At 63.4% G+C, this 12,758-nt stretch carries 18 protein-coding genes; 12 read left to right on the top strand and 6 right to left on the bottom strand.

Annotation, left to right across the window (positions count from 1 at the left end):
• The first annotated feature begins 71 nt into the window (after positions 1 to 71).
• Positions 72 to 1,217, top strand: coding sequence for an alpha-hydroxy acid oxidase (locus tag C8C89_RS13880; RefSeq protein ID WP_133990424.1), 1,146 nt, complete (start codon positions 72 to 74; stop codon positions 1,215 to 1,217).
• Here C8C89_RS13880 and C8C89_RS13885 read toward each other — a convergent pair.
• The 3 genes from C8C89_RS13885 to C8C89_RS13895 all read right to left on the bottom strand — a co-directional run bounded on the left by C8C89_RS13885 (position 1,214) and on the right by C8C89_RS13895 (position 3,374).
• The gene (locus C8C89_RS13885) at positions 1,214 to 1,720 is read right to left on the bottom strand and encodes an ATP-binding protein (RefSeq protein WP_133990426.1); all 507 of its coding nucleotides are present in this window, start codon (positions 1,718 to 1,720) and stop codon (positions 1,214 to 1,216) included. The genes C8C89_RS13880 and C8C89_RS13885 overlap by 4 nt on opposite strands.
• A gap of 194 nt (positions 1,721 to 1,914) precedes the next feature.
• Positions 1,915 to 2,565 (bottom strand): hypothetical protein, encoded by a 651-nt coding sequence (locus C8C89_RS13890; protein WP_133990428.1) that lies wholly within the window; start codon positions 2,563 to 2,565, stop codon positions 1,915 to 1,917.
• A gap of 41 nt (positions 2,566 to 2,606) precedes the next feature.
• Positions 2,607 to 3,374, bottom strand: a complete 768-nt coding sequence (locus tag C8C89_RS13895; RefSeq protein WP_166674732.1) for a CPBP family intramembrane glutamic endopeptidase — start codon at positions 3,372 to 3,374, stop codon at positions 2,607 to 2,609.
• A gap of 179 nt (positions 3,375 to 3,553) precedes the next feature.
• On the opposite strand from C8C89_RS13895, the gene C8C89_RS13900 reads away from it, so the two are divergent.
• The 9 genes from C8C89_RS13900 (at position 3,554) to C8C89_RS13935 (ending at position 8,950) form a co-directional block, all read left to right on the top strand.
• Positions 3,554 to 4,117: a GNAT family N-acetyltransferase gene (locus C8C89_RS13900; RefSeq protein ID WP_133990432.1), complete on the top strand. Its 564-nt coding sequence runs from the start codon at positions 3,554 to 3,556 to the stop codon at positions 4,115 to 4,117.
• Positions 4,114 to 4,461: an SMI1/KNR4 family protein gene (locus C8C89_RS26970; protein WP_166674733.1), complete on the top strand. Its 348-nt coding sequence runs from the start codon at positions 4,114 to 4,116 to the stop codon at positions 4,459 to 4,461. The genes C8C89_RS13900 and C8C89_RS26970 overlap by 4 nt, the downstream gene beginning before the upstream one ends.
• A 19-nt stretch (positions 4,462 to 4,480) precedes the next feature.
• The gene (locus C8C89_RS13910; RefSeq protein ID WP_133990436.1) at positions 4,481 to 5,020 is read left to right on the top strand and encodes a GNAT family N-acetyltransferase; all 540 of its coding nucleotides are present in this window, start codon (positions 4,481 to 4,483) and stop codon (positions 5,018 to 5,020) included.
• A complete protein-coding gene (locus C8C89_RS13915) occupies positions 5,017 to 5,583 on the top strand; it encodes a response regulator transcription factor (protein WP_243858013.1) in 567 nt (188 codons plus the stop codon). Before C8C89_RS13910 ends, C8C89_RS13915 begins: the two co-directional genes overlap by 4 nt.
• Complete coding sequence (locus tag C8C89_RS27335; protein WP_243858014.1) at positions 5,468 to 5,710, top strand: winged helix-turn-helix domain-containing protein; 243 nt, start codon at positions 5,468 to 5,470, stop codon at positions 5,708 to 5,710. The genes C8C89_RS13915 and C8C89_RS27335 overlap by 116 nt, the downstream gene beginning before the upstream one ends.
• Positions 5,707 to 6,930: a HAMP domain-containing sensor histidine kinase gene (locus C8C89_RS13920; RefSeq protein WP_133990438.1), complete on the top strand. Its 1,224-nt coding sequence runs from the start codon at positions 5,707 to 5,709 to the stop codon at positions 6,928 to 6,930. Before C8C89_RS27335 ends, C8C89_RS13920 begins: the two co-directional genes overlap by 4 nt.
• A gap of 75 nt (positions 6,931 to 7,005) precedes the next feature.
• Complete coding sequence (locus C8C89_RS13925; protein ID WP_133990440.1) at positions 7,006 to 7,881, top strand: alpha/beta hydrolase-fold protein; 876 nt, start codon at positions 7,006 to 7,008, stop codon at positions 7,879 to 7,881.
• Between the two features lie 95 nt (positions 7,882 to 7,976).
• On the top strand, positions 7,977 to 8,441 hold the full coding sequence (locus C8C89_RS13930; RefSeq protein WP_133990442.1) for a hypothetical protein: 465 nt from the start codon (positions 7,977 to 7,979) through the stop codon (positions 8,439 to 8,441).
• Positions 8,438 to 8,950, top strand: coding sequence for a DUF1993 domain-containing protein (locus C8C89_RS13935; RefSeq protein WP_243858015.1), 513 nt, complete (start codon positions 8,438 to 8,440; stop codon positions 8,948 to 8,950). Before C8C89_RS13930 ends, C8C89_RS13935 begins: the two co-directional genes overlap by 4 nt.
• A 3-nt stretch (positions 8,951 to 8,953) precedes the next feature.
• Here the strand turns inward: C8C89_RS13935 and C8C89_RS13940 are convergent, their stop codons facing one another.
• The 3 genes from C8C89_RS13940 to C8C89_RS13950 are packed head-to-tail and all read right to left on the bottom strand — an operon-like array spanning position 8,954 to position 11,330.
• The gene (locus C8C89_RS13940) at positions 8,954 to 9,406 is read right to left on the bottom strand and encodes a hypothetical protein (RefSeq protein ID WP_133990444.1); all 453 of its coding nucleotides are present in this window, start codon (positions 9,404 to 9,406) and stop codon (positions 8,954 to 8,956) included.
• Entirely contained in the window at positions 9,403 to 10,374 is a 972-nt protein-coding gene (locus C8C89_RS13945) for a D-2-hydroxyacid dehydrogenase (RefSeq protein ID WP_133990446.1), read from the bottom strand. Before C8C89_RS13945 ends, C8C89_RS13940 begins: the two co-directional genes overlap by 4 nt.
• A complete protein-coding gene (locus C8C89_RS13950; RefSeq protein WP_101481862.1) occupies positions 10,371 to 11,330 on the bottom strand; it encodes a LysR family transcriptional regulator in 960 nt (319 codons plus the stop codon). Before C8C89_RS13950 ends, C8C89_RS13945 begins: the two co-directional genes overlap by 4 nt.
• Positions 11,331 to 11,520: 190 nt before the next feature.
• On the opposite strand from C8C89_RS13950, the gene C8C89_RS26975 reads away from it, so the two are divergent.
• Both C8C89_RS26975 and C8C89_RS13955 read left to right on the top strand, forming a co-directional pair.
• Positions 11,521 to 11,691, top strand: coding sequence for a hypothetical protein (locus tag C8C89_RS26975; protein WP_166674734.1), 171 nt, complete (start codon positions 11,521 to 11,523; stop codon positions 11,689 to 11,691).
• The gene (locus C8C89_RS13955) at positions 11,688 to 12,548 is read left to right on the top strand and encodes an alpha/beta hydrolase (protein ID WP_101481861.1); all 861 of its coding nucleotides are present in this window, start codon (positions 11,688 to 11,690) and stop codon (positions 12,546 to 12,548) included. The genes C8C89_RS26975 and C8C89_RS13955 overlap by 4 nt, the downstream gene beginning before the upstream one ends.
• Positions 12,549 to 12,758: the final 210 nt, after the last annotated feature.

Consider the following 12,758-nt stretch of genomic DNA (forward strand, 5'->3'; position numbering starts at 1 on the left):
TTGCCTGTCGGATAGACAATTGCCGGCAAATGCACGATCATGGTTCGACTTGCCATCGACCGAGGAAACGCATGAGTATCATCACCTGCATCGAAGACTTGCGCGTGCTGGCCCAGAAACGGGTGCCGCGCATGTTTTACGACTACGCCGATTCCGGTTCTTGGACGGAATCGACGTACCGCGCCAACAACAGCGATTTCGCCAGGATCAAGTTCCGCCAGCGCGTGGCCGTCAACCTGGAAAACCGCAGCCTGGCCTCGACCATGGTGGGCCAGCACGTATCGATGCCGGTGGCCCTGTCGCCCACGGGCCTGACGGGCATGCAGCATGCGGATGGCGAAATCCTTGCCGCCCAGGCCGCTGAAAAATTCGGCGTGCCGTTTACCCTGTCGACCATGAGCATTTGCTCGATCGAGGACGTGGCGGCGAACACGACAAAACCGTTCTGGTTCCAGCTGTACGTGATGAAAGACCGCGAATTCATCAACCGCCTGATCGACCGCGCCAAGGCCGCCAAGTGCGGCGCGCTGGTGCTGACACTGGACTTGCAGGTGCTGGGCCAGCGCCACAAGGATTTGCGCAACGGCCTGTCGGCGCCACCGAGACTGACCATACCCAACATCATCAACATGGCCACCAAGCCGCGCTGGGTGGCGGGCATGCTGGGCACGAAACGCCGCGGTTTCGGCAATATCGTCGGTCACGCCACGTCCGTCTCCGACATGTCCTCGCTGTCGGCCTGGACGCAGCAGCAGTTCGACCTGAGCCTGTCGTGGGAGGACGTGGAATGGATCAAGCAGCGCTGGGGTGGCAAGCTGATCATCAAGGGCATCATGGACCCGGACGATGCGCGCCTGGCCGTCAACAGTGGCGCCGACGCGCTGATCGTTTCGAACCACGGCGGGCGCCAGCTCGACGGCGCGCAATCGTCGATCGAAGCCTTGCCTGCCATTGTCGACGCCGTCGGCAGCCAGATCGAAGTGCACATGGATGGCGGCATCCGCTCGGGCCAGGACGTGCTCAAGGCCGTGGCCCTGGGCGCGAAAGGCGTGTACATCGGCCGCCCCTTCCTGTACGGTCTGGGTGCCATGGGCGGCCCCGGCGTCACCAAATGCCTGGACATCATCCGCAATGAACTGGACTTGACGATGGCCTTTTGCGGCTTGCGCGACTTGCAGCATGTGGACAAGAAAATCCTGCTGCCGGGCACGTTTTAAGGGGCGATCCGCACGATATCAAAGCCTTCCGACGCGTCGGGCGGCACGAAGTGGCGCGTGATGGCGTCAAAATCAGCATCGCTGGTGGAGAACGGGTGCAGTCCGCTTGCATTGCGCAGGCGCAAGCGCGCCTTGCATTCGTCGTCCGGCACGTCCAGGTAATGCAGCACGTGCGGCGTGCCCGCCTGCTGGAACAGTTCGCGCATCCAGGCGCGGCTGGCGGGCGTATTCGCGGGAAAATCGAGCACGACGGACACGCCCGCCTGCAGCATCTGCAAGCACAAAGGGGCGATGGCTGCGCGCAGCTGCGCCGCGCAAGCCACGTAGTCGGCCAGGCTGGCGATCTGGCCCGGATACAGCTGCGCCAGCAAACTGTCTTCGCTGATGCGCACGGTCTGCGGCGTGCAGGCCAGCCGGGCCGTCAACGTGGATTTTCCGGATGCAATCTTGCCGCACACGAGGTGCAGGGTGGGGGTAACTGGGGTGCTGGAAGTGGTTTGCATGGTCGCTCGCTGAAGTGAAAAATAAAACCTGCGAGACGTCTTGACCAGTTGCTGTATATCAAAGCCGCCCTGCAGGCGGCTTTGGCAATCATTATCCTGCTAAGCCACCATCGGTCGAATGGTGGCAATAATGGTGGTCAGGGGAGGAAATGTCGATTGCATGGCTGAACGATGCCATGCGATGGCTCGCACTGTCAAGCCTGCTCCATGCGCGTCCATGGCTCGCGGAACGTGGCCGCATCGAGCGGCCGCGCATGCGGGTCGTCGGGCTGGAACAGGCCGCCGATCAGCATATCCTGGATGGCGCCCGTGAAACCGCCGTACGCGGCGCGGCCCCACTGGCGCTGCGTGTGGGCGAAGATGACGGCCTCTTGCTGCGCGGCCAGTTGGGCCAGCGATAGCCGCAAGGTGGCGGCCGCTTCCGGACCCATGTCCGTGGCGATGGCGCACACCAGGCGCTGGCTGAACTGCAAGGTTTTGCCTGCCAGTCCCAGCAACGATTCATTGGCCAGTGCGAGGAACAGATCGGGTGCCTGGTCGTCTTTTTCGCAAATGGTCCAGGTGGGCGCCCACGCTTCCAGGCTCATGAAGCGGGCTTCCGTCGTCTGCGGCGTGTGCGTCCACTTGGCGTGCGATTTGGCGTCCCAGCCCAGGCGGCCAAAGGGAATCGGCTTGCCCTTGGGATTGTATTGATGGCTGCGCACGCTGGCCTTGCCTCGTGCTTGCGCCACGACACCATCGAGGCTGGCGGCAAACGGCAGCCATTGCGCCGCCTCCCACAGCGGCGGAGCATCGGGCGCCGCCAGCAGCAGGAACACTTCGTAATCACGTGAAAAAAACGCCATGCACCTTCCTCAGTCTATGGATGGAAAATCTAGTCGCAATATTATCGTTGTAGCTGCGATATGGTGGCGCGCTGGCTGGGGCGCAGCAGGTAGACGCCATACAGGCACAAGGGCAGCACGGCCAGCAGGGCGATAGCCGGCAGGATAGACGCGCCGTCTTCGGCAGGGTTCGGCAAGGTGGCCGTCACCAGCGCGTAATCCCACAGTCCATGCACGAGCACCATGGGCCATACCGAGCGGGTGCGCAGGCGGATGGCGGCATAGCCGACGCCCTGCAAGGTGGCGGCGACGGCTTGCCACAGGGCGCCGCTGACGTCGCCCGTGGCCAGGCCATTGGCCGTGTGGGCCAGGCCGAACAGCGCCGAGGAAATCAAGACGGCAGGCCAGATGGCGTACCGATCCAGCATGCCTTGGAGCAAAATGGCGCGGAACATCAGTTCTTCCGAAATGGCCACCAGCGCCGCATTGCAGGCCACGATCAGCAGCACGCGCGGCTGTGGCCAGCCGCCTGCCCAGGCCAGCAACAGCATCAGCAGCGCATACAGCAGGGGCGGCCAGACCAGCCACAGCGTTTTCCATGGCTGCGGCACACCCAGGCCCGCTTCGCGGCGCCGGCTTGATGCCAGCAGCAGCGCCAGTGCAAACACGGCGGCCAGCGCCCACGACAGGCCGATACGGCCGGTGACGGCTGCGCCCGGTAAGGCGTAGCCGGCCGATTCCAGCCAGCGGCCGCCCAGGCTCAAGCACAGCCAGACGGCCAGTGCGCCGACGGCGAGCGGCATGGTGAGGTGGATTCTAGGGATGGACATGGTCGGCTTCGGTCTGTGTGGCATTCTCTGCTGCATGCATAAGCGGATCATGAAGTTGCATCAATGATATGGTAAAACCTTGCCATACTACATTAAAAAACAAGATCACAAAGTTGCCACATCGTTATAGTTGCATGAAATAATAAGCCTTCGTCCGTTTGCCGCCACACTGGAGCGCCATGACCTACAGCAAGACCATCACCACTGAACGCCTGATCCTGCGCAAGCCGCAGCCATCCGATGAAGCGGCCCAATTCGCCATGCATGCCGACCCGGAAGTAATGCGCTACTTCAGCGAACCGCCATGGACCGATGCCAGCCGCGCCACGCGCCAGATTGCCGAAGACATCGCCGCTTTCGAGAAGGAGGAATTTTTCCGCTTCGCCATCGAGTTGAAGGCGACGGGTGAGTACCTGGGCAGTTGCAGCCTGTTTTCCGAGCACCGCCAGAACCGCCGCGCCGAGATCGGCTATGCGCTGGGCCGTCAGTACTGGGGCAACGGTTATATGCACGAAGCCCTGTCGGCACTACTGGAATTTGCCTTCATCGAGCGCGACCTGAACCGCCTGGAAGCCGATATCGACCCGCACAACGCCGGTTCGGCCAGCGCCCTGGAGCGCCAGGGTTTCAAGCAGGAGGGTATCCTGCCCGAACGCTGGATCGTCGACGGCCATGTCAGCGACTCGGCCTTGTATGGTTTGCTGCGGCGCACGTGGGAAGCACGGCGCAAGGGCGCCGCGTGAGCGGGCAAGACATCGACGCCGTGCAGCGCTGGCTGGGCCACGCCTTGCCGGCGCACTACCTGCGTTTTCTCGCGGACTGGCAAGATGGCCTGCGCGGCGAACAGGTCATGTTGTACGGACTGGACAGCTTGCGGGAACGTAACGAAACGTATGACACGCAGCAAGCATGTCCCGGCTATATCGCCATCGGCGATGACAGCGGCGGGCGCGCCGTCATGCTGGCGCTCGATGGCGCCTCAACGGCTGTGTACCTGGTGGGGCATGGCTCGATGCAGCGCGACGATTTCGAACTGGCGGCCGATGATTTCGCGGCCTGGCTGGCCGATGATTGCCCGGTCGATTGAAGTATTGCAGGAGCGAACGATGAAACCGGCTGACTTGCCCTGTTCCGCCCATCCGCTGGTGACCTTGCGCCACCTGGAGCGCGACGATGCGCGCGCCTGGTATGCGTATTTGGCCGACCCTGTTGTCGTGGAGCACACGAGCTGGGACTTGCGCAGCATAGACGACTTGCAGTCCAATTTCGATGACTATGCATCGGCCCGGCCAGCGTCGCCCATGCGCCTGGCCGTCGTGCTGCGCGACGGTGGCCAACTGGTGGGCACCATCGGCTTGAATGCCATTTCCCTCCAGCATCGCACGGCGGAGATCGCCTACGACCTGTCGCCTGTCGTGTGGGGTAAGGGCGTGGCCACCTCCGTCGTGAATTCTGTCGTGGGCTGGGGCTTCCAGCGCCTCGGCTTGCTGCGCATCCAGGCGACCGTACTGGAGAGCAATGAACGTTCGATCCGCGTGCTGGAACGCTGCCATTTTGCACGCGAAGGTTATCTGCGCAGCTACCGGCAAATTCGTGGAAAATCCGGTAACTTCTGGCTGTACGCGTGCATTGCCGGCATGTCATGAGCAAGCTTCCCTTGAACATCCTGCTGGTGGAGGACCACCTGGGCATCGCGCGCCAGGTGCTCGATTTTCTCGACGGCCTGGGCTGGCAGACGGACCATGCGGGCACGGGTGCGCTAGCGGTGCAATTGGCGACGCGCAATGGCTATGACGTGGTGCTGCTGGACTTGAACCTGCCTGACATCGATGGCTTGCAAGTGTGCCGCGCCATCAAGGCGGGAGCGCCCAGCAATGTGCCGATCTTGATGCTGACGGCACGCGACGCCTACGAAGACAAGGCGCGGGGCTTTCGCGATGGCGCCGACGATTATTTGACCAAGCCCTTCGACTTGCGTGAACTGGCCTTGCGCTGTGAAGCGCTGGCGCGCCGCCACCAGTTGCACGTGCACCAGGAAATGCGCGTGGGGCCGTTCACCTTGCAGACGCGCACAGGACGCGCCACGTACGGCGATGCCGCTGACGCAGACGGGTGTCAAGATCTTGCTGCTGCTGTGCCGCGAACATCCGCATGCCGTATCGCGCTCGGCCTTGCTGCAACATCTGTGGGGCAGCCAGCCGCCCGATAGCGACGCCCTGAAATCGCATATCTATGCGCTGCGCAAGCAACTGGAGCTGGCCGGCGCGGCGGGTGTGCTGGTCACCATACCGCAGCTGGGTTACCGCCTTGCGCTCGATTCTGCGGCGCCCCCATGAGCAAGTCGATCCGCCGCAGCCTGTTCGCGGCCCTGGCCGGCTTCACCGTTCTGCTGTGCCTGTGTTATACGGGCCTGGCGCTGGTGATTGCGTATGTGACGGAAGACATGCTGGTGCAGCGCCTGCTCGAACGCGAAGCGGTGGCGGTCGGCCAGCGCCTGCGACAGCACGGTGAGCTGACGCCGTCTGGCAGCGACCTCATCACGATTTATGGCAGCTACCTTGCATTGCCTCAAGCGGTGCGTGAGAAGATGCCAGCATCGGCCACGCGTGCCGAAGTGTTTACCACGACGGGCCAGCATTATCACGTGCTGGCGCTGGACCTCGTTGCCGCTGGCCAGCCGCAACGCAGCTATCTGCTGGCCGACGTGGCGCCCGTGCTGGTGGTGTCCCGCCTGGTGCCGGAAGTGGGCGGCGTCGTGCTGGGCGTAGCGCTGGCGCTGATCGCCCTGGCCCTGCTGCTGGCCTACTGGCTGGCGCGGCGTCTCGTGCAGCCCTTGCAACGCCTGGCCCAGGAAGCAAAGCAATGCGCGCCCGGCAGCGCCGTCCATTTCAGCGCGCGCGACCGCCCCGACGAAATCGGTTTCCTGGCGCGTCGCCTGGAAACCACGTTCGACGCCTTGCAATCGGCGTTGCAGCGCGAACACGCCTTCGCGCGCGACGTCAGCCACGAACTGCGCACGCCGCTGACCCTGATGCACAACACCCTGGCGCTGGCCGATGCACATCCCTTGACGGCAGAAGGGCAGGCGCAGCTGCAGCAGGGCGTCGACGACATGCGCGCCACCATCGAGGTGCTGTTCGCGCTGGCTCGGGCCGAGCAGCTGCCCGGCGAACTGGTGGAATTGCGCGGCTGCATAGAGCAGTGCCTGTTGCGCTTGCTTGACGATTTCTCATGGGATGCCGGTTTGCTGACCCTGGAGCTGCCCGACCGGCTGGACGTGGCCGGCAACGGGCAGCTGATCATGTTGCTCATCAATAATTGCCTGGCCAATGCCCTGTTCCATGGCGGTCCCGATTGCCGCATCAGCATGGCGTTTGCGCAAGGCCGTTTGAGCATCGTCAATACCGTGCCGCCGGGACAGCCACAGCGCGTCCAGGGTTTTGCGCACGGCCAGAACCTGCTGCTGCGCCTGGCCCAGGCCATGCGCTGGGACATCCGTTTTCATCCAGGCGAGGCGCACTACCGTGTCGATATTTTCACTCTCCAAAAACAATAAAAACCAGACGGATTTCACCGCAATTTCACCGGCGCTTGCCTAAGCTGCAAGCTCTTGATCAACGGAGAAAGCCGCATGAAATTGTTTATCAGCCTGCTCGTGTTGGCGTGCACATGCATTCCTGCGCTGGCGCAAGTGAGCAGCCTCGTCCATAAAGGCGAAAAACGCCGCTACATCGTCTATACGCCCGCAGCCTACCAAAGCCAGCCGCAGCAATCCTTTCCCGTCGTCTTCAATTTCCATGGCGGCGGCATGAGCATGGCGGAACACATGCTGTACACGCAGATGAACGGGGCGGCCGAGCGGCACCAGTTTATCGTCGTGTATCCGCAAGGCATCCAGCAGGACTGGAACGTGGGTTTCGGCATGGATTATCTGGCGGGCACGGATGACGTCGGTTTCACGCAAGCCTTGTTGCGTAAACTCAAGCAGGATTACCGCATCGATGACAAACGCGTGTATGCCACGGGCCTGTCACGCGGCGGTTTCTTTGCCCTGCGCCTGGCGGCCGAGCTGCCACAGCAGTTCGCTGCCGTCGCCTCGGTGGGCGCGCCCATGCCGGAACCGGTGCTGCAGCATCACCAGAAGACGGACAAGGTGGGCATGCTGCTGATACAGGGCAGGGCCGACAAGGTGGTGCTGTTTGAGGGCAAGGCTGCCAGCTACCTGTCGGCGGAAGACACCTTCGCCTATTGGCGCAGGCACAACGGCATCGGCGGTGCCACGCCGCAACCGCGCTTGTTCCCTGGCGCGGCTGGCGACACCACGCAGGTGAGCTGGCTGGAGCAGGGTGCCGGCGGCGTCAGTGTAGCCTTGCTCACCGTCCAGGACGGCGGCCACACGTGGCCCGGCGCCGATGCCTTCAATATCGGCCTGCCCATCGGCAAGACCACGCGCGCCATCGATGCGAATGAGGTGATGTGGGAATTTTTCAGCCGCCATCGCCGCTGACGCCATGCTAGGATGGCGGCCATCGCTGCAGTGCTATGCGGCAAATCAGGGGAAGGGGTAGCACGTTGGCAATGTCAGAGGCAGGTATCGCGGCCATGGCCGAGGCAATCTTCGCCAAGCCCGGCGCAGCCGTGGCAGAAGCGTATTCGGAGGCGGAACAGGAAACGCTGCATTTTCATTCGGCGACGGAACTGTGTGCGTATGCGGCCAGGCTGGAGGCCGAAGGCGCCAGCGAGGTTCTTTTGGCCGTGCATTACCCGGACATGGGCGGGCAGTTTGCCCCGACCCGTATCGCGCTCGACCCGGCCAAGTGCGATGGTCTCACCTACCGCTACGTGTGCGAAGGCTGGGGCGTCATCCGCGTCTACCTGCGCTTGTCCAGCGGCAAGGGCCTGGACTCGAACGTGAGCGTCAATACGCAGAAACGCGCGGAAAAATGGCAGCGCCATTACCCGGCATTCGGTTCGCCCGACGCCTGGCACTGGGATGCCGTGGGTCGCCATGAACGCCGGCTGATTCGCGTGCTGAAGAAGGTGGCCACACAGGAGGGCCAGTCATGACGGAGCTGATGCGGACCAACCCCGCCACCATCTTTTGCCGCTCGCTGGCACAGCTGTCCGCCATGCTCGACAAGACCGGCACCGCACCGGAACTGCTGGCGGCGCGTCTGCACCCGGACATGCTGCCATTCGCCCAGCAAGTGCGCGCGGCCGTGAGCTTTTCCCTGCGCGGCTGCTGCCCGCTGGCGGGGCTGGACGTGGCCGATTTCAGCGCCGCCCCCAGCCTGCAGGAACAGATCGCGCAAACCATGTGCTACCTCATGGCCATTCCTGCGGAACGTTTTGACGGGCCGCCCGGCCGCATCTGCCGCGACCGCGCCGGCTTCGCCGACATCGCGCTGCCTTCCGGCGAATATCTGAACTTGTACATCCTGCCGAATTTCTATTTTCACTTCGGCATGGCGTATGCGATCGCCCGCAGCGCCGGCGCGGCCATCGGCAAGGGCGATTTCGACGGCTATCATGCCTATGCGCCGGGATTTTCATTCGAGCGGCCCGACGCGCCTTAGTTCCTACAGGCCCGCATCCTTCCACGATGCCAGTCCCAACCGCTTCAGCAGCCGGCCCGACAGCCCGCAGCTCCAGCAGCTCATCTGGATTTGCCGCTGCCGCTCCTGGTTCGCATGCCAGGCTTGCTCGGCGTAGTCGAGCAGGGCGTCGCTGAGCGGGGAGGCGTCGGCTGTCGCAGGCAAGCGTGTCATCAGTTCAAACACGCCGTGCGGTGTCTCCTTGATCTGCAGCAAGCCCGCCAGCAGTGCGCGCAGCACGGCGCCGTCGATGGAAGCGCTCGCTTGCGTGTAGCGCTGCTGCCAAGATAGATCGCGCTGCTGCCACAGGGCCAGCAGCGCAGGCACGTCAGCCGTCCGCAGTTGCCCGATCAGCTCGGCCGCTTCGAGAAACAGGTCGAGGCGGTCGTATTCGTCCTCGCTGCACAGCAGTTCATCGAGCTCGTGCAATACGCTCATGCCACGACGTTCGTTGGGGCGCCCCGTTCGAACGCTTCCACGTTGCCGATCAAGATGTCAGCCAGTTTTTGCATGGCTTCCCCGCTGGCCCAGGCCGTGTGCGGTGTGAGGATGAAATTGGGCAGGCGCAAGTTCAACAGCGGGTTGTCGGGCTGCGGCGGCTCCTTCGATAGCACGTCGAAACCGGCGCCGGCGATCACGCCGTTCGTCAATGCTGTGGCCAGGGCCGCCTCGTCGACAAGGCCGCCCCGCGCCGTGTTGATCAGGAGCGACGTGGGCTGCATGCGCGCCAGTTCTTGCGCACCGATGATGTTGCGCGTCTTGTCCGTCAGGGGCAGGTGCAGGCTCAGTACGTCGGACGTGGCCAGCAGCTCGTCGAACGTCACCTGCGTCACGCCGTCGTCCTCGATGGGAGAGCGATTGTGCACCTGCACTTGCATGCCGAAGGCGCGCCCCAGCTGGGCCACGGACTTGCCCAGCGCGCCATAGCCGAGCAAACCCAGGCGGCTGCCGGCCAGGTCGCGGATCGGGTGGCCGAACAGGCAGAAGCGGTCCGATGCCTGCCACAGGCCCGCGTCCACGTCCGCCCGGTAGGCGACCAGCTGGCGGCGCAGGGCCAGCATCAGGGCCAGCGTATGCTCGGGCACGGTGGCGCGCGCATAGTCGCGGATATTCGCCACCACGATGCCCCGCTCGCGGCAGGCGGCCAGGTCGAGGATATCCGTGCCGGTGGCGGCCACGGCGATCATCTTCAGGTCCGGCAGCTGGTCCAGCTCGGCTGCGCGCAGCGGCACCTTGTTCGTGATGGCGATGCTGGCGCCTTGCAGACGGGAAACCGTCTGTTCGCTGCCCTTGGTGTGCGGATACTCTTCCCAGCTGTGGTCGAAGGCGGGCGGACGCACTTTGGCGATCAGGCTGTCGCGGTCGAGAAAGACGATGCGGTGGGGCGTTGTGCTTGCTGCGGTCATGGCTGGGCCTCGGTCTGGGCGGCACGCGCGGGAAGATTGCTCTTGCCCTTCAGTTGCGTGGCCGGGTGGTTGGTAAACATGTCGGCGACCCACTCGACAAACACGCGGACCTTGGCGGACAGATGGCGGTTGGGCGGATAGATCACGTGGATGGGCAGCGGGTCGGATTCCCATTCATCGAGCAATTCCACCATTTTGCCCTGTTCTATCAGCGGCGCAAGCATGAAATGCGTCATTTGCACGATGCCCAGGCCTGCCAGGCCGGCCGCCGCGTAGGCGTTCGAGTCGTTCAGGGCGATATGGCTGGGCATGGACATCTGGATGCGTTCGCCGGCCCGGGTGAAATCCCAATCGAACGTCTTGCCTGTCTTGGCGGAGAAAAAATTCACGCCCCGGTGCTGCGCCAGGTCGTTCGGGTGCAGGGGCGTGCCATACCGTGCCAGATAGCCGGGCGCGGCGCAGGTGATGAAATGCAGCACGCCGACCCGGCGCGCGATGAGGTTCAGGTCGCCCAGCTCGCCGCCGCGCACGGCGCAGTCGACGCCTTCCTCGATCAGGTCGACGGGGCGGTCGCTGCAACCGAGCTCCAGCGAGATGTCGGGGTAGCGGGCGAAAAAGTCGGGCAGGGCGGGGATGATCAGTTCGCTGGCCAGGGCCGTGGGCGCATCCACGCGCAGCCGTCCGCTGGGGCTCAATCGCGTGCGCGACAGCGATTCCTCGGCCTCGCGCACGTCCGACAGGATGCGCACGCAGCGTTCGTAATAGGCGGCGCCGTCGGAGGTGATGCTGACATGGCGCGTGGTGCGGTTGAGCAGCTTGACCGACAGGCTCGCTTCCAGCGACTGGATCAGCGTCGATACGGTGGCTTTCGGCAGCTGCATGTTTTCCGCCGCGCGCGTAAAGCCGCCCGCATCGACGACTTGGATGAAAACTTCCATGGCTTGCAGCTTGTTCACTTGATTCCTTATCATGTTATGCGCGATTGTTCGTAATCCTGAACAATCAATTCGTCATTGCACTCTTTATTAGATTGTAGATCAAGTCTATAGTTGTTGTACTGCAGCATAAATGTGATGCCGCAGGAAGTACAACAGGAGAAAAATCATGGGTCATCGGAATGGAATCTTTGCAGTGCTTGCTCTCGCCATGAGCTCGCTCGCTCTGGCCGCGATGGTATCGACGGATGCATATTCGTTGGCGGCGCAAAGCGAAGCCAGTGCGTATAGCGCCCTGACCCATGAGGTGGGCGGCGTCGCCCTGTTGTGCCTGAACGACGCGGTACGCGATGTTGCGGTGCAGCCGGTGGTAGCGCAATGAGCGTTGCCGAGACCTCGGCCGAACTGGCACCTGGCCAGGCGCTGAAGATACGCGACATCCAGGTGCAGGGCGCGCAAGATGCGCTCGCCGCGCGCGTCTACACGGCCGGCGTGCCGGGCGCCAAGCAGTCCAGCCTGATCGTCTTCTTCCATGGCGGCGGTTTTGTCGACGGCGACCTGGAAGACGCGGACGATTTCCTGCGCTGCCTCGTACTGAGCAATCCCGACCACGTGGTGCTGGCCGCGAACTACACGCTGGCGAAGGTGCGGCCATTCCCCGCCGCCGTGGAAGACGCGCATGCCGTGCTGTTGTGGGCAAAAAAGAACAAGTCCAAGCTGGGCTGGACGGGCAAGCAGATGGTGGTGTCGGGCATCGAAGCGGGCGCCAACCTGGCTGCCGTATGCGCCATGATGTCGCGCGACCGGGGCGGACCGCCCCTCGCGGGCCAGGTGCTGATCATGCCCATGCTCGACCCCGGCCTGTCGACCTGCTCGATGCGCCACTTGCCGACCTGTCCGGACCTGGCGGAAGTGGCCGATCAATGCGCCGCCGCCTATCGTGGCTACCTGCCGAATGCCGCTGACCGTACCCATCCGTACGCGTCGCCATTGCAGTCGAGTCGCCTGAAGAACCTGCCGCCAGCCTTGATATTGTCCAGCGAAGATGACCCATTGCGCGACGAGGCTGAACAATACGGCAGCAAATTGATCGCCTGCGGCATCAAGACCACCGTACGGCGCATGGCCGCCGCGCCGCTGCAGGATGCAGGTGCCCGCAATGAGTGCGCCTGCAAGGTGCAGGTATTGGGTGAAATCGCCAGCTTTGTCGCTGGACTGGGGCAGGAGCCCGAGTCATGACGCCGCCATCTGCGGCAACGCAAAAAAACTTACACTAACTAGTTTACTTTTTGAGTTTCGGTTGCTACACTACGCAGTGTAGTTCCCATCTTGTCTGCGTTGTGCGCTCGCACAGCCAGCTTCGTCGTCCCCGTCCGCTTTTACGCAGCTGGCGGCCTGTTTACCTTTTGATCGAGCGCCGTCGGGCGCCATGGCACCACCATACGCTGT

The organism is Janthinobacterium sp. 75 (genome assembly GCF_004365495.1).
Lineage (GTDB): Bacteria > Pseudomonadota > Gammaproteobacteria > Burkholderiales > Burkholderiaceae_D > Janthinobacterium.

What these genes read in the sequence shown, in the direction of transcription:
- C8C89_RS13940 (WP_133990444.1), bottom strand. Translation starts at nt 9,406, where the DNA reads ATGAGCGTATTGCACGAGCTCGATGAACTGCTGTGCAGCGAGGACGAA.
- C8C89_RS13880 (WP_133990424.1), top strand. Translation starts at nt 72, where the DNA reads ATGAGTATCATCACCTGCATCGAAGACTTGCGCGTGCTGGCCCAGAAA.
- C8C89_RS13945 (WP_133990446.1), bottom strand. Translation starts at nt 10,374, where the DNA reads ATGACCGCAGCAAGCACAACGCCCCACCGCATCGTCTTTCTCGACCGC.
- C8C89_RS26975 (WP_166674734.1), top strand. Translation starts at nt 11,521, where the DNA reads ATGAGCTCGCTCGCTCTGGCCGCGATGGTATCGACGGATGCATATTCG.
- C8C89_RS13930 (WP_133990442.1), top strand. Translation starts at nt 7,977, where the DNA reads ATGGCCGAGGCAATCTTCGCCAAGCCCGGCGCAGCCGTGGCAGAAGCG.
- C8C89_RS13955 (WP_101481861.1), top strand. Translation starts at nt 11,688, where the DNA reads ATGAGCGTTGCCGAGACCTCGGCCGAACTGGCACCTGGCCAGGCGCTG.
- C8C89_RS13890 (WP_133990428.1), bottom strand. Translation starts at nt 2,565, where the DNA reads ATGGCGTTTTTTTCACGTGATTACGAAGTGTTCCTGCTGCTGGCGGCG.
- C8C89_RS13925 (WP_133990440.1), top strand. Translation starts at nt 7,006, where the DNA reads ATGAAATTGTTTATCAGCCTGCTCGTGTTGGCGTGCACATGCATTCCT.
- C8C89_RS13915 (WP_243858013.1), top strand. Translation starts at nt 5,017, where the DNA reads ATGAGCAAGCTTCCCTTGAACATCCTGCTGGTGGAGGACCACCTGGGC.
- C8C89_RS13895 (WP_166674732.1), bottom strand. Translation starts at nt 3,374, where the DNA reads ATGTCCATCCCTAGAATCCACCTCACCATGCCGCTCGCCGTCGGCGCA.
- C8C89_RS27335 (WP_243858014.1), top strand. Translation starts at nt 5,468, where the DNA reads ATGCCGCTGACGCAGACGGGTGTCAAGATCTTGCTGCTGCTGTGCCGC.
- C8C89_RS13900 (WP_133990432.1), top strand. Translation starts at nt 3,554, where the DNA reads ATGACCTACAGCAAGACCATCACCACTGAACGCCTGATCCTGCGCAAG.
- C8C89_RS13920 (WP_133990438.1), top strand. Translation starts at nt 5,707, where the DNA reads ATGAGCAAGTCGATCCGCCGCAGCCTGTTCGCGGCCCTGGCCGGCTTC.
- C8C89_RS13885 (WP_133990426.1), bottom strand. Translation starts at nt 1,720, where the DNA reads ATGCAAACCACTTCCAGCACCCCAGTTACCCCCACCCTGCACCTCGTG.
- C8C89_RS13910 (WP_133990436.1), top strand. Translation starts at nt 4,481, where the DNA reads ATGAAACCGGCTGACTTGCCCTGTTCCGCCCATCCGCTGGTGACCTTG.
- C8C89_RS13935 (WP_243858015.1), top strand. Translation starts at nt 8,438, where the DNA reads ATGACGGAGCTGATGCGGACCAACCCCGCCACCATCTTTTGCCGCTCG.